Raw genomic sequence first — 20,529 nt, 5'->3', positions numbered from 1 at the left:
TATGGGTAAGCAAGAACAGTTGATTGAATATATAGTTCAGGATATTGTTGATATGTTCTCTTCAGATCAGGACATAGAATATGATGAGGCTATGAATAAGTTTTATAACTCAAAAGTCTTTGAAAAACTTCAGGATAAAGAAACTGGTTTATATATGGAAAGTTCAGAATATGTGTATGACCTTTTTAAAGATGAGATAAATTTTGGACGTATTGTTCAAGCAGAAATCTAAGGTTTTATAGATGTGACTTTATATTATCGTAATGAGAGATATAATATACAGGAGATAAAAAAGCGAAAGAACGAAACCAAGGAAAGAGAGAAAAGATTAGCTGTCACTTTGAGATTATATCAGAGTGACAGCTATTAAGATGCTAAAAATAATTTTTTACTATATCATCCAGTGATTCTGCAATTCTTGAAAAATCTTGATTTAAATTTAGTGTACGTACAGAAATCTGGTTTCCGCTCATTTGGTAGGTATTATTGGGAATAATATCTTCATCGGTCTGTGCATAAAGAAGCATTCCGGAGACAGTATGTTCACAGTTTTTCAATTCGAACTCCTTGTTTTTCACATATGTAAAAATTTGATAGAGATTATTGGAATGCAAGGTATTTGTTCCGTATTGTCGCTGAGTCATGTGTGAATAATATTTTGCATCGATAATAAGTATATTGTTCTCTTGAGACAGCATGATATCGGTTTGCATTTTAGGAAGCAATTGGTTTTCGGAATCATCAAGTTGCCATGTAATCTGTGATGCATTGGCAGATAGTTTTGGATGTTCTTTTCGATAATATTCAAGCAAAAATTTTTCATATAAACGGCACATACGTTGTTCGTCAAAAAAATCCATTATTTTCGTGGTACCGTCAGTTTGTGTTTGCAGAAGTCCGTTATAAACCAGATAACAGATTCCGATTAGCATTTGATAACTTTGGTTGGAACGATTATAATGCTGGTTCCAGTTTACAAAACGTAAATCAATTTCACTAACATCAGAAAAAAATAACAACAGATTCCGTAGACTCTTTTTGCGTGTATTTGTAATATTGGCTTTAAGTAGTAATAACATTGTAGATTTGATAATCTGGTTAAATTGTGTATTAGTTGAAAATTCATCGTATGTACAAATTATTTGTTTTTTCAGCAGAGCTTGAGTTTTAATGGATTCGGAAATATTAAGTTTTCCTTGGAGTGTAGAAAGCGATTCTGATTTTGGGACATAATCTCTTCCTAAGCCACGTTTTAATTGTATGCTAATGCCTTTATCAAGAATGGCTGCACATAATTCAGCGGTGTTATGCAATTTTTCTGTAGCAAGATTTTTGTAATTCTGTGCTTGTAATGATTGGAAAGCGTAGGATAGCATATAGTAAATATTTTGTACAGGAATCATTTAACAGCACTCCTTAACCGATCTGACCAATCTATGATTTTGGCTGGTTCATCAAACCAATATTCTTTTAAAAGCGGAATCAATTCGTATTCTACAATGGATGCCAGTGTTTGGGTGTTGATTGTTTCCGGAGTTAAACCACAAAAATAGCTATGACCAATACAGAATCCTTCACCTAGAGAAATGTCTTCTGCTATTTTTGAATTGAGTTGTTTAACACAAGAAATTAACTTGTTAAAAGCATCACTCTTTAAAGAATCCTGATAAGCTTGAAAACCAAGTGTGTTAAATCCTGGTTTCATAGTAAAAAATGAAAAACGTCGTCTTAAAGCATAGTCTAACATGGCAAGACTACGATCAGCAGTATTCATCATACCAATGATATACACATTTGCAGGTACAGAAAAATTTTCATCAGAATACAATAACTGTAGTTCGATACCACGCTTGTCTTTTTCGATTAACATAAATAATTCGCCGAATATTTTACTTAAATTACCACGATTGATTTCATCAATAATAAAAAAATAATCATTTTCATCATCTTCTTCAGCTAGTTTGCAGAATTTGTAAAAAGAGCCTTTTTTTATTGTAAATCCATTTTCGGTTGGTCGGTATCCTTCGATAAAATCTTCATATGAGTAGCTCTGGTGAAACTGAATCATTTGAACGCGGTCTGGATTTTTTGCACCGATAATGGAATAGGCAAGTCGCTTGGCAGTAAATGTTTTTCCAACTCCAGGTGCACCCTGTAAAATAATGTTTTTCTTCATTTTTAAGACATTTACCAGTGTTTTATAATCTTGTTCATTCATATACACATCTGTGAGGAAATCCGTAGAAGAATAAATAGGATAGTCGATTTCTGGTTGTGTATCTACATCATCCAATTCATCTAGAGCAAAGATGGCAGTAAGTTTTTCAATATAATCTGTGTATGGAGTGATATCAGTTAGGCGTTTGGCAACAGCATTACCAGGATGTTCCCATTCGCCAACTTGTAGCCACTTTACAGCGCGGATGCTTTTATATTCTTGACGAAGATCATCAAAGACATAATCTCCAGTGACAATACCTTTACCAACAAGGGTATTACTACGTTTCGCATAAATCACGTCATTAACTGATATGCTATTTGCAAAATTCCATGCCATCAAAGCCTGATTTTTTCGGGAAGTACTGCTGTCATACACATTTATCAGTTCTTGACGAAGAGCTTCTTTAGAAGCGTATTGGGAATAATCGCCGATGTCATCCATACCAAGAACCATGATTTCTTTTTGCTGACATTCAATCCAGCTATTATCGTCAAAAATTGTATACATCCAGTAGTGAATTTTATGCTTTTTATCGGAAAGAGTATTTGTGTCAGAATCATCAGAGTCATTGGTATATCCCACATTCTTTCCATAAATATGGGCAAAAACAACTCCGGGAGCATTGCATTTTCTTACATATAATGAAATTTGTCCCATGCGAATGAAAGGAATATCGCTTGGTTTTTGATTTAGAAAATGTAATACTCTCAGCTGAATATCTTGTCCGTAAAATGGTGCAAACAATGTGGGAAAGAGTATTTGATAATATTTCATTCGCCATACCATATTGATTCCTGAGATATGTCCCAGTTGCTTGTAAAGCTGTTCATAATCTTCTTCAGAATTTAAAGGGCCAAAAGAAGAGATTATTTCCGCACCTTCTATCAGGTCATTACGGATTTCTTCTGCTTTTTGTATTGCTTCTTCTTCAGTAAGATGTATAGGTCTTAATGGTGATCCGCAAGTCCAACTCTGATTTTTTTATGATAAAAGAGTCCAAATTTATATGCAGATCCACCAGAAATACCTCCGAATACTTCACGAATATCTTTGTCCATTTCAAGCATATAGCAGAGGTTGGTTTTATTTCCTTCGTCGTTATAGAATAAAGAAGTTAACAAATTCCTTCCGGAAAGAGATTTTAAGCGTTCTATTCCAAAGAGATTTATAAAATTTTCTCGTAGTTCATCAGCCTTGTGAGCAAATGCAATCCATTCGGGAGTCTGAGATTCGGTATAAAACCATTCGGGAGAATATTTCCCCGATTCATTTTCTGTTATCTGAATGTTAGACATAATATACCTCCAAAATTATAAGTTAAAATTAGTATATCATTTAATTGTAGTACTGTCATAGATTATTGGAAAATAGGGTTATATTTGGATTTAAAAGAGAAGAGCTGAATCTATAGGACTATTTATTCAGAAGAATTCATAAACATGGACAAAGAGTGCAGGAAGGGAGGTAGTTTGTTTATCGTGGCAAGAAAAAAAATAAACTATCGGTTTCATAATCCGAATACGGTAGAAACTACCGCCGATTACATATTGAAGGTTTTTATGGAAGTGAATGAAAAAAGGTGGAGCGGGCGATGCAGGAGGCGGCCGAGAATATTTTGGAAGAAAATTACTATGGCGAAAAACGAGAGATTTTGGACTAGAAGTCCACTTGTGCTGTTGGAAAAAACAAGGTAAAATTAGGTACAGATACTGATATGAAAGTCATGGTTACATTTTTAAATAGGATGGTGATTTATTGTGAGAAAAGAATTTGATATTTCACGGTTCGATAAATATAGAGAAGATAACAGAAGAGAAGTGAAGAAAGCGAATGGAGGATTACCGGTTTCATTATGGGACACATATTCTTCTTTTGCAAACTGTTATGGCGGTGTCATTATTTTAGGGATTAAAGAATCAGGAAAGAGACGGATAAAATTACTTTTGCAAATTCAGGCTATGTCCGAACCGGTAAAAAACAGATGCGTTTGGGCGGAGAATCTGATCCACGAAATAAATCTCTCATGAAAATGTTTAACTTGATTAATATAGGTGAACGTGCCGGAAGTGGAGTACCGAATATTTTCAATGTATGGAATGAAGAAGGATTTGTAGAGCCAGAGATTGAAGAAAGATTTGATCCGGACAGAACGATTTTGACGCTTTCTTTTATAAAAAAGTGACGAAAAAAAGACAAGAACAATATGAAAAAATTCTTACCTTTATGCAGCCTGATGTATGGTACAAAGCAAGTGATTTAATGAATGTGTTAGGAGTGAGAGAAACAAGAACGAAAGAATTGCTGCGAGCATTGATTACTGATGAAAAGCTTGTAGATGATGGGGCAACAAAAGGAAAGCGATATAAGAAAGCCGATGAACTATAATCGGAAAGATACAAAGTGGGTGAAAGTTTTGAATATAGAGGCATAAGGGAAAATTATCAATCGGAGCCGGAAGGCTGAAATATCAAGACATACCAAAAGAATCCTTTGCATACACTGTAACAACAGTAATTGCAGGGGAAGTATATGAAAGATTATATCGAGGAGCGAGCAGTAGAAATCGCATATTATATTATTGAGAACCAGGCGACAGTGCGGCAGACCGCAAAAAAATTTGGAGTAAGTAAGAGTACCATACATAAAGATGTAACGGAACGGCTTTTGCAGATTAATCCAGGGCTTGCCAATCAGGCACGAAAGATCTTAGATCAAAATAAGTCAGAAAGACATATCAGGGGAGGTATGGCAACAAGAGAAAAGTATTTGCATCAGCATTAGAAGAATACGAATAGTAAGAGAAAATGCGGTTTAGAACACAGGGGGAACAAAAGATGAGGCGTTTTGTATATTTATTTGAATTGGATTCAGTGCGAAATTCGAAGAAAGAGATCCAAAGAGGTCAGCAGGCACTTTTTGAGGAGATTGTCAAAAAGGGGAATACGGTTGTGCTTTCGTTTAACCAATTGACGGACTCAGAAGCTTTTTTGTGTGCGATTAGAGATGAAAAAGCATACGAACAGATGGTGCAGTTGTTTGCGCTTGGGGCAATTAAAATTTCAAGATATGGAGATGTCAGAACTCCGTCGCAATATATACAGAACGCAATTGACAAATGCAACGATTCGAGCAAGGAAGAGTTTTTGTTTTCGGGTCTGCCTGTGCGCTGTGCAGAGAAAGATTTACTTGAGAAGATGAAGCATGCGCTTCAGTATAGTGATACAACTGTTTTGGAAGAGTTAATGGAGAATGAAAAAGAGGAAGAGAAGAAGAAAGATCTTGAGTATGTAATTCGATTTGTGCGAATGATTCTGATGATGAGTCTGGAGAAAATTTCAGGGCAGCCGGCAAATACCGGAGAAAAGAGAAATTTTATGCAGTTTTATGAAGAAATTGTGGAGATACTTCGAAAGCCTAAGTCTTTGTTTTCAGGGGAGTCTGGCAGGGAATTGGAAGAAGGATTGCCGAAAGCGATAGAGATTCTGGAGCGAACAAAAAAAGAATTGTACCGTGAAGATAGAACAAAAAAATTGATGAACAATAGGACGAATTGGATAAAAAAACTTGTATCAGAGGAAAAAACAGCACTTGAGTCACAGCAGCTGCTTGCAAAGGCAGTGGTCGATCTTTGCTATAACTATACAGTAGAAGAAAGTATTTATCAGGTGTCGAAGCATTACGAGAAGGAAGGAGACACCTTTGAGAAGGATTTGACCCAAAGACTCATGTTATATTGGAAGGAATGTAAAGAGAGAGGACAACAGTCTGAGGAGATAGAGCTTCCTCCATGGGACACAGCCGTTCGTGTAGTAGAGGAGGAGCGAAAGCGTGACAGGGGTTTACAGACCAAAGAGTGCATAGGAAAACGCTATGAAGAAGATTGCGAGAAGGAGAAGAGGAGATGGAACCTGCGGATTGCATATCAGATGTTTGCAAGACTGCGTACAGCGCTTTTGTACATTGTGATTTTCTGTGGAGTAGATTACTTTATGGGATTTGTGGAAGACCAGGTGATGGGATTGTTTTTTGATGTGACAGGAAATGAGTGGATGCGTATGCTGTGGTCGATGGTTTGCTCTACCATTATGTTCGGAATAGTAGGCTCTGTTGTTGCAAATGTGTTTCAACTGCCGGATATTTTAGAAAGTGTACGAAGTATTGGTGTGGGGATGAAAGATTTGTATCGAATCGGAATGGCAAAGAGCGGCATTTCCTATCAGAATCCAGATAAGGAGAGAAACAATGAAAGAAAAATATAGTGATGGAATAGAATGGAACACATATGAAAAATTGCGGAAGGAACGTCCGGAGTTGTTTGCAGAGTCAACGCAGATTCCGATTGTGACGGATAAAGAGACGGTAGATACATTTGTGAGAGAGACCGGGCAAAAAGTAGGTGTGATGTATAGCAGTGAATACCATTATCTGCTTGTGGATCTGATTCGGAATCCAGATGGAAAGTTATATACATATGAAAGAATACTGCCGGTTGTGCCAAGTGGAGCAGCAGTGGCGGTGACGATTCAAAACGGATTGTTTGTGCTCCTGCGGCAATATCGGCACGCGATTCGAACGAGTCAGTATAGTTTTCCACGTGGATTTGGAGAAAAGGAACTCTCACCGTACGAAAATGTCAAAAAGGAAGTGCACGAAGAAATCGGTGCGACGGTTATCAAATGTGAATATTTGGGAGAGGTTGTCGCAGACAGTGGACTTTTAGCGAATAAAGTGGCGGTATTTGCGTGTCAGGTGGAAGGTGTTCAGAGGCGGTATGCCTACGAAGGAATTGAGGATGTGGTGTTTCTTTCAGCAGAAGAATTACGGAAATGGATTGCGGAGGGAAAGATTACGGATGGTTTTACACTGTCGGCATATAGCTTGTATTGTGCAAAGAATCCAAATGTGTGAACTGTGACTATGTAAAAATTTACTTTTGGAAAATATTGACAAAAAAACTTGCAATCTTGTAGAGAATATCATATGATAATAACGATTATATGGATTGTTACTATTAGATTAGGCGAGACCAGGGAAAGAGTTTTAGATAGCTCCTGTAAAGTGGGGGACTATTTAGAATGTCCTTGGTCTTTTCTTTTTTAACAGGACAGATTCAGGAAAGGATGAAAGAGGAATGAAAAAGATTGCAAAACAAATGTTGACAGGATTACTGGCGATTGCAATGGTTTTAACAATGGGAACGCCGGCAATTCCAAAGGTTTATGCACAGGACAACACTCAGGTGGAATACGAGATTTATCCGAATCCACATGACATGTCCTACCAAGAGGGAGAATATGTTATTCGCCCGGAAGTGAATGTAGTTTTTGAAGAGAAAATTGATGAAGCTACACAGAACAGAATGAATGAAGTTCTGGAAGCGAAAGACAAGAATATCACTGTGACAGCAGAAAAAGCAGAAGGTAAGACAAACATTTTAGTTGGTACCTACAATTCAAAAGGTTATGTAGACAACTATGTGAAGGAGAACTACAACGTAGATGCAAGCTTGTTTGAGCATTATGGTTCTTATTTTCTGGCATCCAACAATGATGAGATCGTCATTTTAGGTGTGGATACAGATGCAGCATTCTACGGAATTACATCATTAAAACATATCTTTAATCAGATGGACGGGTCTACAATCCGCAATTTCGAGATGAGAGATTATGCAGATGTAAATATTCGTGGATTTATCGAAGGCTATTATGGAATTCCATGGTCTAATGAAGACCGCATGTCTTTGATGAGATTTGGTGGAGACTTCAAGATGACTTCTTATATCTTTGCGCCGAAGGATGACCCATATCATTCTGCAAAATGGCGTGAGCCATACCCGGCAGATAAATTGGAAGAAATCAAAGAGATGACAGAAGTCGGAAATGCATCAAAATGTCGTTTTGTATGGACAATCCATCCATTTATGAACGGTGGTATCACAGAGGCAACATATGACGCAGATATCCAAAAGATTAAAGATAAATTTAATCAGTTGTACAATGTCGGAGTGCGTCAATTTGGTGTGCTGGGAGATGATGCAGGAAATCTTCCTAGAAAAGTTGTAATTAGAGTTATGAATGACTTGCAGAAATGGGCAGATGAAAAAGGCGATGTATATGATCTCGTATTTTGTCCGCAAGGCTACAACCATTCATGGCAGGGAAATTATTCTGAATTAAATGAATTAGATGAAGGTTTCCCGGAAGATGTTCGTATTTTTTGGACAGGTGAAGCAGTGTGTCAGCCAATCGAGCAGAAGACACTGGATCACTTTAGAAGGCATAATTTACCGGAGGGCAAGACAGAACGTCGTGCACCGTTATTCTGGTTAAACTGGCCTGTAAATGATATCAATCATGGACGTATGCTGATGGGAAAAGGTGTGCAGCTTCACACAGATATCAATGTAAATGATATTTACGGAGCAGTGACAAACCCAATGCAGGAGTCAGAGGCTTCTAAGGTTGCGATTTTTGCAGTTGCAGATTATGCATGGAATGTAAAAGGATTCGAGGTAGATAAGAGCTGGGAGGATTCTTTCAAATACATTGAAGCAGATGCGACAGAAGAATTACACACACTGGCAAAACATATGTCGAATCCACAGCCAAACGGACACGGTTTGGTGTTGCCGGAATCAGAAGAATTACAGCCGTTGTTGAACGAATTTAAGACAAAACTGGACAACAATGAATCTGTAAAAGAAGTTGGAGCAAGATTGATGCAGGAAATGGATGTCATCATCGACGCTTGTGATGGTTTTCATGCAAAAAGCAAAAATGAAGCGCTCAAAGCGGAGTTACTGCCATTTACAAATTCACTGAAAGAATTATGTAAATCAATCCGCTCATTTGTAGAAGCGCAGATTGCAATTGAAAATGATGATATGTATGCAGCGTTTAACAGCTACACAGCAGGAAGCTCAAGCTTTAAGACATCAAAGACATTTACAAAGCCAATGATCAATGGAAACCCACAGGTAGTATCACCAGGTTCTACACACTTGATTCCATTAGCAGAAAAATTAGAAAAGAAACTATCCGGCCCAATCAATGATTATGTATCCGGTGAGGGAGAAAATCCGCTGGTGATCACAGCAGAGTCAAGCTTTGATACATGGTATTCCGGAAATATTAACAATATTATCGATGGCGATGAAAATACACATGCATGGCACAATGGCGAAGAAGCGGCAGGACAGTACTACCAGGTAAATTTCAGTAAACCAAGTACAGTTTACGGTGTCCATATTTTAAATGGTGCAAATCAAAGCGGAAAAGCTCAGGATACATTTGGAAAGGCAAAAGTAAAATACAAAGTATCCGGAGAAGACACATGGAAAGACTTAACAGATAAAGAATACGGTCCATATGCAGAGCGTGTAGATGTATCCGGTATCGAGATTGAGAATGTTGTGGCAGTACGTTATGAATGTACACAAAAAGGCTCAGGCAATAAATGGCCATCTATGAGAGAATTCAAAGTATCCACAACACCGGAGACAGGAGTTGAGTTTACGAAAGAAGTCATCCGTACACAGGACGGATGGGCTCCATATCAAGGAGAAGAAAGTAACTTGATTGACGAAAATACACAGACATCAATCTGGTATAATGTAAGACAGAATGGAAATCCGGCAAATACTACAATCAAAGGTGACTATGTCGGAGTGAAATTATCACAGCCAATCACGTTAGGTAAAATTGATATTTTACAGGGTAAGAATGACAATGATGGTGATTACTTCAAGAATGTAAAATTGCAGTATTCAGTAAATGGAACAGACTGGAAGGATATTCCGGGTGTAGAGCCGTTTAAAAATACAAGACATATTCAGGTAGATCTTTCGGACAAAAACATCGAGGCACAGTATGTTCGTCTGGAAAATCAGGAAAATCAGGAGAGCTGGATTGCTTTCAGAGAATTTGATGTAGATGCAAAAGTATTTTACAATGCGAAAGCATATACAAACGTAGATGCATATAAAGATTTTGGGGCAAACGTATTTGCAGATTCAGCAGAGCTGGCTCCACAAAATGACATTGCGTTGGAGAAAGATCAATATATTGGTCTGAAATTAGATCGTGTACATGAGATTACAACGATTGAGAAGCAGTTAAAAGATGCAGACGGTATTACATTAGAAGTATCGAAAAACGGATACGAATGGACTGAGTATGCAGCTGGAAAGAATGTAGATGCACGTTATGTACGTCTCATCAACAAGACAGATGCGAAGAAAACATTCGATATTCAGAAGCTGTCATTGAAGACATTTGAGATTTATGAAAAATCACTTGTAGCTGATCAGACAACGTTTGCAATCGGTGAGGCGGCAAGCAATCCGGCGACAAACCTGTTTGACGGAGACCGCACGACACAGGTTATCTATCAGGGAAGCCAGAATCAGGGCGCAAAATTTGTCTATGATCTGGGACAGACAATTGACCTGAAGACATTGAAAGTAGTATGTAGAGACAGTGAGATTGATTTCCCACGTCACGCAAAGATTTCAGTATCAACAGATGGTCAAAAGTGGACAGATGTGATGACAATCGGTAATCAGGATAAAGAAAATGAAGGCGAAGCTTCAAACGAAGATAATATCAATGATGTACTTCCGTTACATGAGACTTCCTACAATGCAAAATTGGAAGAAAATATCAACCAGAAAGCTCGTTTTATCAAGTTTGAGATTACAAGAACAAAAGTAGGTTCAGATAAATGGGTGAGATTCCAGGAATTTGAGATCAATGGCGGTGAGTATATGCCGACAGTGAACGACCCGACATTTGAAAGTGACTGTCTGGATACAAGAAACGGAAAATATGCATACATGGTAGATGCTGATCTGTCTACAGCATTTGTTCCGGCAAAAGAAACAGGAACATTGAACTATACAGTTTCTGACAATAACAATGTCAATGTGATTAAGATCATTCAGGGAGCAGACGCAATTTCCAATGCGACTGTAAAAGCCCGTACATTGAAAAATCCGGATAAATGGATTACACTTGGAACGCTTGCACAGACAGTAAATGAGTTCGTATTAGAAAAAGATACCGTTCTCTTAGATGTGAAATTAGAGTGGAAAAATGTGACACCATCTATCACAGAATTAGTATTTGCAAAAACAGATACTGTGAATGTGGACAAAGCAGAACTGAAAAAGCTGTTAGACAACAAAGAAGATACTTCTTCTTGGACAACAGACAGTAAGCAGGCATATGATGCGGCAATTGCAGCAGGTCAGAAAGTATATGACAGCGAACATGCAAGCAAAGGAAGCGTTGACAGCGCAGTACTTGCAATTAAAAATGCAGTGGCAGACAAAGAGTTGAAAGGCGATATGTCAAAATTGCAGGCAGCATTGGACAAGGCGCTGAAAGATTCTGAGAACTACACAGCAAGAACATGGCGTGTATACAGCAACGCAGTAAGTGCGATTGAAACAGCAATGGAAAATGCGGATAATACATCAGTAGCAGATGTAGAAAAATTACTTGCAGATTTAGAGGCGGCAAAATCAGCGCTTGTATACAATCCGTCTGCAATGGAAGAATGTATGCTCGCAGTGCAGGCAGAAAATGACTTTATCAATGCAACAGATAAATCTATCTATACAGAAGAGTCTTGGAATAATTTTGTTGCGGCAAAAGAAGCAGTGGAACAGCTGATTGAAAAGAACAAGACAACACCGGTACACCCATCAGAATTTAAAGATGCATTGAAAGCGTTGAAAGATGCAAAAGAGGGATTGACTTTTGTACCGGTAGCACCTGTATCAAAAGAAGTGTTGTCTGGATTGATTAAAACAGCGGAAGGTTTAGATGCACAGCTTTATACAAAAGACAGCTATCAGGCATTGACAGAAGCACTTAACGCTGCAAAAGCAGAATTTGACAGAACAGACAGTACAGAGGAGTCTGTAAAAGCGGCTGTTGACAAATTAGATGCAGCGATCAAAGCGCTTGTGACAAGAGCAAATGGTGAGGAAGTGAAAGCTTATATCAATGGTATTGAGTTGAAAGATGCCTCAAAATACACAGAGGAATCTTACAAGGTATATAAAGATGCATATCAGAAACTTTGTGGAGTATTAGATCGTCTTGACAATGTTTCACAGGAAGAATATCTGAAACTGAGAAATGCATTTGAGACAGCGGAAGCAAATCTTGTGGAGAAAGATGCTGCTAAGCCAGAACAACCAAAACCAGATAAACCACAGCAGGATCAGAAACCAGATTCGGATGACAAGCATGAAGTTCACACAGGTGACACAACAGAAAGTAGTCTGCCAATGGCATGGTTGCTTGCAAGTGTTGTCGCAGTGGGCGGAATATTGATCAGCAAAAAGAAAAGAGTAAAATAGTGAATTCTAACGAGGGAGAGCGGTATGCTCTCCCTTTTCAGATGCTGAAATGTATGTTAGAATAGGGCAAAGCATTGACAGAAGACAGGAGTGTGTAGATATGGACCAAAAGTGGGATATGGAGATTTTGTCAGTTGAAAAGTTTGCGGAAAGATACGAGGAATTATTTCATAGAAGTTTTGAGTCAAGCAAACTGCATTACATTCGTTTCTGCAAGGCGGAAAATTGGAGTCAGGCAGTGGAGGGGACGTTTGCAATTCCGCAAAAAGAACATTTACGAGGAGAAAAAACAGCATTTGGATACTGTGTATTACCGAACCGATTTATTTTTATTGAGTACGAGACAAAGATAGAACCGATGCTGAGAGAGATGAAGGACTATCCGAATATAGATGCGGCATCTCCGTTGCAGTTTCTGTTCAAATTTATGGAATATCTGCTGGAAGATGATATGATTTTTTTGCAAGGATATGAAGATAATTTGGAGGATCTCGAGGATGAACTGTTAAATAACAATCTGGAAGATTTTAACCGCACGATTCTGGCTATCAGAAAAGAACTTTCTGTGCTGAGTTCCTATTATGAACAATTATCCGATATGGGAGAGACGCTAAAGCAGAATGCGGCCGAGCAGGGGGCTGAGAAAGAAGAGTTATTATTTTCTTTGTTATGTGAAAGGGCGGGACGGTTTTATTCGACTGTCCAGGAATTGAAGGAGTACTCCATGCAGCTTCGGGAGATGCATCAGACACAGGTGGATATCAGACAGAATGAGATTATGAAATTTCTCACGATCGTGACAACCATATTTATGCCACTGACACTCATTGCAGGATGGTATGGTATGAATTTTGTCCATATGCCGGAGCTTTCATTGCGGTATGGATATGTGGTTATTTGCGGCATCTGTCTGCTGATTGTGTTGATTGAGATATGGTTCTTTAAAAAGAAAAAATGGTTTTAGAAAATAAGGAGAAAAAGATGGGAATAGAAATACAATTTTTAGACTGGCTACAGACGTTACATAGTCCAATAGTTGATAAAATGATGCTTGGGATCACGCACCTTGGAGATGCGGGAATTTTTTGGGTCGTGTTGGCGGTCATTCTGCTTTTGATCCCGAAAACGAGAAAGAGCGGATTGATCGTGGCAGCGGCATTATGCATTGATGTCATTGTGTGCAATGGAATTTTAAAAAATCTGTTTGCCAGAACGAGACCGTTTGATGTCAATGAGGCAGTGCAGCTTTTGATTACAGCGCCAAAAGATTTTTCGTTTCCGTCAGGACATACGGCTGCATCTTTTGCGGCGGTTGCGGCGCTTTATTTTGCGGGGAAGAAAAAGCTTTGGAAGGTCTCGCTTGTGCTTGCTGTTTTGATTGCATTTTCACGAATGTATCTGTATGTGCACTATCCGACAGATATTTTAGGCGGAGTGCTTGTCGGGCTTGGAGCCGGAGCGGCGGGTTATTATCTTGTTATCACATTGCAAGAACGAATTGGAAGGAGGAAGAAAAATGGCTCAGACGAACTGTGAGAGTTGTATGAATTACGAGTATGATGAAGAATATGATTACTATGTATGTATGAAAAATCTGGATGAAGATGAGATGTATCGGTTTGTTCGGGGAGAATTTCGGGATTGCCCGTACTATCAGTTCGGAGACGAATATCAGATTGTGAGAAAACAGATGTAAAAAGGCTGTGTGCAGTGACACAGCCTGACACATTCTGAGACTTATAATTCATCAATCATTTTTTGAAGACCTTCATAGAATCTGCCAATATGAACGCCGTCGATTATGCGGTGATTGACTTCCACGGACATTCCGAGTGTCTCACGACCGTTTTGGGTCATGATCTTTCCCCAGGTGATTCTTGGAATCATATCATCGATATCCAGATTACGTTCATGGGTACATCCGGTAAGGTCAAGCCACGGAAGACAGGACATATAGATCAGCTCGTCGCCTTCTTCGGTCTGGTCAATAAACGTCGTCTGTGTATGACTTTTTTCTTTTGCAATACGGCAGAATTTTTCCATGGAATCCTGGCAGCGGACAGTGACAATATAGAACTGTTCACTGTCTTTTTTTATGTCTGTAAAACTTGGAATCCGCTCTTCTAAAAGTGCAACTTTTCCATCATGGATTGTATAGCGGAAATTTTCCACTTGATTTATCGCTTTTGTAACCAGGTAGGTCAGTGCATAATAGAAAGAAATACCATGGCTTTTGGTGTATTTGTGAAGCTGCGTGACATCCACACGGAAAGTTGTACTGTAAAATGGATGATCCACAGTAGAAAAAAGTCAAATAATTCTGCTCGTGACCAAATTGATTTGTCAATATATTTCATAACAACTCCTCCTGAAAATATTTATTATATTATAAAACAACAAAAAAGAATGTTCGATAAATAAATTTATTGTCAAAGTTGACAATGTATAATAGCGGTAGTATCATCGAAAGAGGAAAGAATAGAAAAAAGAAGCTAAGATGAAGGAGAGGTTATGGTGAAAAAAGGAATCAAACAGTTTCTTGCAGGGATGTGCGCAGTGTTGGTCATGCCGACCGGAACTGTACAGAATGTGCTTGCAAAAGAGTCGGAACAGGCATTGCCGGTATCCGCGGAAAAGTCGATCAATCAAGAATTGAAATTATGGTATACTTCGCCGGCTAAGATCGACACAGCAGAAACAAATGGCGGCGAGTGGATGCAGCAGTCCCTGCCTTTGGGCAATGGAAATCTGGGAAATCTGATTTTTGGAGGGATTGCAAAGGAAAGGATTCATTTTAATGAAAAGACGCTTTGGACAGGTGGACCTTCATCAAGTCGTCCAAATTATCAGTTCGGGAATAAGGCAACAGCGTATACCGATACGGAGATTGAGGAGTATCGAAAGCTTTTAGATGACAAATCTACAAATGTATTCAACGATGACAAAAGTCTTGGCGGTTACGGAATGGGGGCAAAGATTAAGTTCCCGGGAGAGAATAATCTGAACAAAGGAAGTTATCAGGATTTCGGAGATATCTGGCTTGATTTTTCCAAGATGGGAATCAATGATAACAATGTAAAGGGCTACCGCAGAGAGCTGGATATTCAGACCGGAATTGCGGCGACAGAGTTTTCTTGCAAAGACGTGACATATAAGCGGGAACATTTTGTGAGTAATCCGGATCAGGTGATGGTGACAGAGCTTTCTGCATCTGAAAAAGGAAAACTTGATTTGAATGTAAAAATGGAGCTTAATAATAGTGGTTTAGAAGGGAAGACCACTTTTGATGAAAAGAATCAGACATGTACGATCGAAGGAAAGGTAAAGGACAATGATCTGAAGTTTTGCACAACGATGAAGCTCGTTCTGACAGGTGGAAAACTGAGCGCAGATGAAAAGAATCAAGTCTATCAGATTCAGGATGCAGATTGCGTGATGATCGTGATGGCGGCAGAGACGGATTATAAGAATGATTATCCGACATATCGGGATAAGAACAAAGATTTGAAAAAAGTAGTCGCTGACCGTGTGAACAATGGAACGAAGAAATCCTATGATGAGTTGAAGGAAACACATATCGCAGACCATCAGGGATTATTTGACAGAGTAAGTCTGGATTTGGGAGAACAGCGCACATCAGTACCGACGAACCAGCTTGTGGATGAATATCGAAATGGAAATTATTCGCATTATCTGGAAGTGCTGGCATTTCAATATGGACGTTATCTGACAATCGCAGGTTCAAGAGGAACACTTCCAAGTAATTTAGTTGGATTGTGGACAGTTGGCAACTCTGCGTGGACAGGAGACTACCATTTCAATGTGAATGTACAAATGAATTACTGGCCGGTTTATGCAACGAATCTTGCAGAATGTGGGACAACGTTTGTAGATTATATGGATAAGTTAAGAGAGCCGGGACGCCTGACTGCGGAGAGAGTGCACGGAATTGAAGGAGCAGTGAAAAATCATACCGGATTTACCGTACATACAGAGAACAATCCGTTTGGTATGACAGCGCCGACAAATGCACAGGAATACGGATGGAATCCGACAGGGGCTGCATGGGCAATCCAAAATCTTTGGTGGCATTATGAGTTTACACAGGATGAGGCATATCTGAAGAATACGATTTATCCGATTATGAAAGAGGCAGCTCTGTTTTGGGATTCATATCTCTGGACATCGGAGTATCAGAAAATTAACGATGAGAACTCGCCATATAACGGCCAGAACAGACTTGTAGTTGCACCAAGTTTTTCAGAGGAACAGGGACCGACAGCAGTTGGAACAACTTATGACCAGTCGCTTGTGTGGGAGTTGTACAATGAATGTATCAAGGCAGGAAAAATTGTCGGAGAAGACGAAGCACTTTTGAAATCATGGGAAGAAAAGATGCAAAAACTGGATCCGATTGAGATCAATGATACAAATGGAATCAAGGAGTGGTATGAGGAGACACGTGTCGGACAGAAGAACGGTCATAACCAGTCTTATGCACAGGCAGGAGATCTTGCAGAAATCGAAGTTCCAAACAGCGGATGGAATATCGGACATCTGGGAGAACAAAGACATGCATCTCATTTGGTAGGTCTGTTCCCGGGAACATTGATCAACAAAGACAATGAAGAGTATATGAATGCGGCAATCCAGTCTTTAACAGAGCGTGGAGAATACTCTACCGGCTGGTCAAAGGCAAATAAGATTAACCTTTGGGCAAGGACAGAGAATGGAGAGAAAGCATATACACTTTTGAATCATCTGATTGGAGGAAATTCTTCCGGGCTTCAGTACAATCTATTTGATTCTCATGGTTCCGGCGGTGGAGACACTATGATGAATGGAACTCCGGTATGGCAGATTGACGGTAACTTTGGCCTGACATCCGGTGTGGCAGAGATGCTTGTACAGTCACAGTCCGGATATACACAGTTTCTTCCGGCAATTCCAAGCGCATGGGAAGAAGGAAGCGTACAGGGACTGAAAGCAAGAGGCAACTTTACAATTGGAGAAAAGTGGGCAAACGGCGTGGCGGAGACATTTACGGTATGCTATGACGGAGACAAAGAAAGCAGTACATTTACAGGATCTTATGAGGATATCACTTCTGCAAAAGTATATGCTGATGGAAAAGAAATTGAAGTGACAAAAGAAGAAGAAACAGGTCGTATTTCTTTTGAAGCGAAAGCAGGAAAGACGTATACAATTGATATGTCTGAGACGAATGTGGAGGAATTGAAAGAGAAGGCAACAGCATTTTTAAAACAACTCCATCCGGATCTGATCAAGATTAAAGAAGAACTGCAGTCGGCGATTGACCGTTCTTCAAAAGAACTGGGAAGTATTCTGACAAAAGCAAAACAGATGGATCAATTATACCGCACATATCTGCAAGAAGCAGAGAACGTATATTATCTGACTGATCAGGAAGGGCTTGCCTACAATGAGATTGATACTATTTACAATCAGTTGAGAGAATTGCGCAATACGTTGCTGGAAAACACAGGGGATATGGAATACTATCAGAAGGCAGAAAGTCAGCTTACTGATACCGCGGCACAATTAGAAAAACAGATGGAGAACCGGGTGATTTCATTTAGTAAAGATTCCGGAATCATTGGGGAGGACCGGACGCTTACTTTGAGTAAGAGTGAGAATGCTAAAAATTATGAGATCCGCTATACAACAGATGGAAGTGTTCCGAGAAAGACATCAGAAAACTACGAGAAACCACTTCAGTTGAGTAATCAGGAGGACACTGTTGTCAGAGCAGCATTGTTCTATAAAGAGCAGAGAGTCAGTCCGGTATATACAAAGAAATATATGACAGAAGGTATTTCCGTTAAAGATTTGGTAGTATCCCATGAAAACCATTGGGGAGATACTTATGCAAAAGAGAAGATGATTGACGGAAATCCGGCGACAAGATGGGCATCAAAAGGTGTAGATACTTCCAAACCGATGGAGCTCACATTGACATTTGCAAAAGCAGAGCTACTCAGCCAGATGAAATTTGACCTCTTTGTGTCAAGAAATAATGCGATTGGTGCATTTGAAATTCAAGCGCTTGTGGATGGAACCTACCAGACAGTGTACGAAGGTACAAAGATGGGGGATATCAATGACAAGGTGGGAGATGTAGATGGAAACAGCGAAGGGTATCATGCATATTACTTAGCGGAATTTCCGGAGATCAATACGGATTCTGTAAAAGTGATACTGAAAGCAGGATTCTTAGGCGAACCATCTCTGTATGAGGTGACACCACTTTGTGCAGGTGTTCCGGCAGATAAAGCTGGTGACGCAGCAGAATTGGAGAGCATGATTGGATTGGCAGAGGAAGCAGACCGTACATCAGACTATTATGTAAATGCACCGCAGGAACTAAAAGATGCATTTGAAGAAAGCATTTCAGATGGAAAAGAAATGTTGAAAGCATCACAGGATTTGATGGATTCCAGAACCGAATTTTTATCAAATAGATATGACCGTCTTGGCTTTGGGGAGACAGATAAATCGGCGCTGGAGACATTGATTGCACGGGCAGAAGAAGCGCTGAAAGGCGAGTATACAAATGAGTCGTTGTACCAGTTAAAGAAAGTGCTTGCGGAAGCAAAAGAAGTTTTGGCTGATGAGAGTGCAAAGCAGCCTACAGTCGATCAGACAGCGCAGAAACTGCAAAAAGCATTAGATAATTTGGAACAGGGAGGATTTGAAGAGATACAGGTTCCTTCAGGAGAGCTGCAAGGCTCTGATAAATGGATTCAGGCAGGTAAATTCAAGGCGACAGCAGATGACAATGCGGGACCGTTGACGTATGAATTTACCGGACATTTCATACAGGTTCCGACTGTAAAAGGAGATGACCACGGAGTCATTCGGGTGACGCTTCAGGATCAATCCGGAAAACAAATTTATCAGGAAGAGATTGATACATATGCGCAAAACCGAGTGGAAGGAACAGAGCTGATGCAGGAGGAATTTGCAGAAGGCTCGTATACGATTCAGTTTGAGCGAGTGGGAAAAAGCACACAGGCACAGGATAAAAGAGGCTGGGTTGAGGTTGGCGCACTGACGATTCGGAAAGAAAAGAAAGAAATGGTGGATAGATGCAAGCTTGAAGAAGAATTGAAGCTTTGTGAGGGTCTGAATGAAAAAGAGTATACAACAGAAAGCTGGACTGCGCTTCAAGAAGTTGTAAAAAGTGCAACAGAACTTTTGAAAAAACCAGATGAAGAGACCTGTACATCTGAGATGAACGATAAAGCAGCGGAAGTAGAAGCGGCAAGGGAAAATCTCCAGAAAGTGACGGTAGATATATCGGAACTGAAAGAGGTCATTAAGACAGCGAAAGCAATTTCTTCGGAGGGATACACAAAAGAAAGTTTTGAGGCACTGCAGCAGGGTATCAGAGAAGCAGAGGTATTGTTAAATGGCACATATACACAGGATGAGGTAAATGAAAAGACGGCCATTTTGAAACAGCGAATCAGCGGACTGCGTGCGGATAAGACTGCACTTCAAGAAAAGTATGATAAGATTAAAGATATGACACAAGGTCAGGCGACGGATGAGTCATGGAAAGAGTTTACAGGACTTAGAGAACAGGCGAAAAATGTATTGGACAATCCAAATGCAACACCGAATGAGGTATCTGAAATCTTAGAAAAGCTGAACAAATTTGAATTTACATACAAGGATAAAGAGAGCGGAGAAGAAGATAAAAAGGATCCGAATCCGGGCACTTCGGGAGATTCCGAACAACAGGGAACTTCTGATACATCTCACAAAAAGGAGAGTGTAAAAACGGGAGACACTACAGCCATTGCTGTTCCAGTCGCAGGAATTGTGGGAGTAGCAGTATTGTTGTATGTGATGAGAAAAAGACGAAAAATAGAATCATAATATGTAAAGCGGCTATGAGGCAAACTCACAGCCG

At 39.5% G+C, this 20,529-nt stretch carries 16 protein-coding genes; 12 read left to right on the top strand and 4 right to left on the bottom strand.

Features of this window, described 5'->3' with window-relative positions:
* Position 1: 1 nt before the first annotated feature.
* Positions 2-232: a hypothetical protein gene (locus AC6I5B_RS15810; protein ID WP_004613455.1), complete on the top strand. Its 231-nt coding sequence runs from the start codon at positions 2-4 to the stop codon at positions 230-232.
* A gap of 142 nt (positions 233-374) precedes the next feature.
* Here the strand turns inward: AC6I5B_RS15810 and mcrC are convergent, their stop codons facing one another.
* The 3 genes from mcrC to AC6I5B_RS15795 form a co-directional block, all read right to left on the bottom strand.
* The gene (gene mcrC / locus AC6I5B_RS15805) at positions 375-1,403 is read right to left on the bottom strand and encodes a 5-methylcytosine-specific restriction endonuclease system specificity protein McrC (protein ID WP_004613457.1); all 1,029 of its coding nucleotides are present in this window, start codon (positions 1,401-1,403) and stop codon (positions 375-377) included.
* A complete protein-coding gene (locus AC6I5B_RS15800; RefSeq protein ID WP_412364165.1) occupies positions 1,400-2,995 on the bottom strand; it encodes an AAA family ATPase in 1,596 nt (531 codons plus the stop codon). The genes mcrC and AC6I5B_RS15800 overlap by 4 nt, the downstream gene beginning before the upstream one ends.
* 173 nt (positions 2,996-3,168) lie before the next feature.
* Positions 3,169-3,516, bottom strand: a complete 348-nt coding sequence (locus AC6I5B_RS15795; RefSeq protein WP_412364163.1) for a hypothetical protein — start codon at positions 3,514-3,516, stop codon at positions 3,169-3,171.
* 462 nt (positions 3,517-3,978) lie between these two features.
* Here AC6I5B_RS15795 and AC6I5B_RS15790 point away from each other — a divergent pair, with 462 nt between their 5' ends.
* The 10 genes from AC6I5B_RS15790 to AC6I5B_RS15745 all read left to right on the top strand — a co-directional run bounded on the left by AC6I5B_RS15790 (position 3,979) and on the right by AC6I5B_RS15745 (position 14,286).
* Entirely contained in the window at positions 3,979-4,248 is a 270-nt protein-coding gene (locus AC6I5B_RS15790; protein ID WP_004613460.1) for an AlbA family DNA-binding domain-containing protein, read from the top strand.
* A complete protein-coding gene (locus AC6I5B_RS15785; protein WP_235837174.1) occupies positions 4,203-4,403 on the top strand; it encodes an ATP-binding protein in 201 nt (66 codons plus the stop codon). Before AC6I5B_RS15790 ends, AC6I5B_RS15785 begins: the two co-directional genes overlap by 46 nt.
* A 77-nt stretch (positions 4,404-4,480) precedes the next feature.
* A complete protein-coding gene (locus AC6I5B_RS15780) occupies positions 4,481-4,606 on the top strand; it encodes a hypothetical protein (protein WP_270608203.1) in 126 nt (41 codons plus the stop codon).
* A 144-nt stretch (positions 4,607-4,750) separates the two neighbouring features.
* Positions 4,751-5,002: a sporulation transcriptional regulator SpoIIID gene (spoIIID, locus tag AC6I5B_RS15775; protein WP_022250990.1), complete on the top strand. Its 252-nt coding sequence runs from the start codon at positions 4,751-4,753 to the stop codon at positions 5,000-5,002.
* A gap of 53 nt (positions 5,003-5,055) precedes the next feature.
* Entirely contained in the window at positions 5,056-6,480 is a 1,425-nt protein-coding gene (locus AC6I5B_RS15770; protein ID WP_022250991.1) for a hypothetical protein, read from the top strand.
* On the top strand, positions 6,464-7,129 hold the full coding sequence (locus AC6I5B_RS15765; protein ID WP_004613465.1) for an NUDIX hydrolase: 666 nt from the start codon (positions 6,464-6,466) through the stop codon (positions 7,127-7,129). The genes AC6I5B_RS15770 and AC6I5B_RS15765 overlap by 17 nt, the downstream gene beginning before the upstream one ends.
* Before the next feature lie 223 nt (positions 7,130-7,352).
* On the top strand, positions 7,353-12,590 hold the full coding sequence (locus AC6I5B_RS15760) for a glycoside hydrolase family 84 protein (protein WP_004613466.1): 5,238 nt from the start codon (positions 7,353-7,355) through the stop codon (positions 12,588-12,590).
* Positions 12,591-12,690: 100 nt separating this feature from the next.
* Positions 12,691-13,554, top strand: coding sequence for a magnesium transporter CorA family protein (locus AC6I5B_RS15755; protein WP_044987548.1), 864 nt, complete (start codon positions 12,691-12,693; stop codon positions 13,552-13,554).
* A gap of 17 nt (positions 13,555-13,571) precedes the next feature.
* The gene (locus AC6I5B_RS15750; RefSeq protein WP_071144488.1) at positions 13,572-14,126 is read left to right on the top strand and encodes a phosphatase PAP2 family protein; all 555 of its coding nucleotides are present in this window, start codon (positions 13,572-13,574) and stop codon (positions 14,124-14,126) included.
* Positions 14,107-14,286 carry a DUF6472 family protein gene (locus AC6I5B_RS15745; protein WP_022250995.1) on the top strand — a complete coding sequence of 60 codons (180 nt, stop codon included), beginning with the start codon at positions 14,107-14,109 and terminating at the stop codon, positions 14,284-14,286. Before AC6I5B_RS15750 ends, AC6I5B_RS15745 begins: the two co-directional genes overlap by 20 nt.
* A 41-nt stretch (positions 14,287-14,327) precedes the next feature.
* On the opposite strand, the gene AC6I5B_RS15740 is transcribed toward AC6I5B_RS15745, so the two are convergent.
* Positions 14,328-14,888 (bottom strand): CatA-like O-acetyltransferase, encoded by a 561-nt coding sequence (locus AC6I5B_RS15740; RefSeq protein ID WP_497773446.1) that lies wholly within the window; start codon positions 14,886-14,888, stop codon positions 14,328-14,330.
* A gap of 213 nt (positions 14,889-15,101) precedes the next feature.
* On the opposite strand from AC6I5B_RS15740, the gene AC6I5B_RS15735 reads away from it, so the two are divergent.
* A complete protein-coding gene (locus tag AC6I5B_RS15735; protein WP_497773445.1) occupies positions 15,102-20,495 on the top strand; it encodes a glycosyl hydrolase family 95 catalytic domain-containing protein in 5,394 nt (1,797 codons plus the stop codon).
* The last annotated feature ends 34 nt before the right edge of the window (positions 20,496-20,529 follow it).

This window comes from Faecalimonas nexilis (assembly GCF_059731825.1).
Note: the sequence above shows the minus strand (reverse complement) of the source record. Positions and strands in the feature narration are given on the sequence as shown.

Coding starts and splice junctions, on each gene's coding strand:
- AC6I5B_RS15745 (WP_022250995.1), top strand. CDS start 14,107: ATGGCTCAGACGAACTGTGAGAGTTGTATGAATTACGAGTATGATGAA.
- AC6I5B_RS15760 (WP_004613466.1), top strand. CDS start 7,353: ATGAAAAAGATTGCAAAACAAATGTTGACAGGATTACTGGCGATTGCA.
- AC6I5B_RS15780 (WP_270608203.1), top strand. CDS start 4,481: ATGAATGTGTTAGGAGTGAGAGAAACAAGAACGAAAGAATTGCTGCGA.
- spoIIID (WP_022250990.1), top strand. CDS start 4,751: ATGAAAGATTATATCGAGGAGCGAGCAGTAGAAATCGCATATTATATT.
- mcrC (WP_004613457.1), bottom strand. CDS start 1,403: ATGATTCCTGTACAAAATATTTACTATATGCTATCCTACGCTTTCCAA.
- AC6I5B_RS15785 (WP_235837174.1), top strand. CDS start 4,203: ATGCGTTTGGGCGGAGAATCTGATCCACGAAATAAATCTCTCATGAAA.
- AC6I5B_RS15765 (WP_004613465.1), top strand. CDS start 6,464: ATGAAAGAAAAATATAGTGATGGAATAGAATGGAACACATATGAAAAA.
- AC6I5B_RS15800 (WP_412364165.1), bottom strand. CDS start 2,995: ATGAAATATTATCAAATACTCTTTCCCACATTGTTTGCACCATTTTAC.
- AC6I5B_RS15795 (WP_412364163.1), bottom strand. CDS start 3,516: ATGTCTAACATTCAGATAACAGAAAATGAATCGGGGAAATATTCTCCC.
- AC6I5B_RS15810 (WP_004613455.1), top strand. CDS start 2: ATGGGTAAGCAAGAACAGTTGATTGAATATATAGTTCAGGATATTGTT.
- AC6I5B_RS15755 (WP_044987548.1), top strand. CDS start 12,691: ATGGACCAAAAGTGGGATATGGAGATTTTGTCAGTTGAAAAGTTTGCG.
- AC6I5B_RS15770 (WP_022250991.1), top strand. CDS start 5,056: ATGAGGCGTTTTGTATATTTATTTGAATTGGATTCAGTGCGAAATTCG.
- AC6I5B_RS15735 (WP_497773445.1), top strand. CDS start 15,102: ATGGTGAAAAAAGGAATCAAACAGTTTCTTGCAGGGATGTGCGCAGTG.
- AC6I5B_RS15750 (WP_071144488.1), top strand. CDS start 13,572: ATGGGAATAGAAATACAATTTTTAGACTGGCTACAGACGTTACATAGT.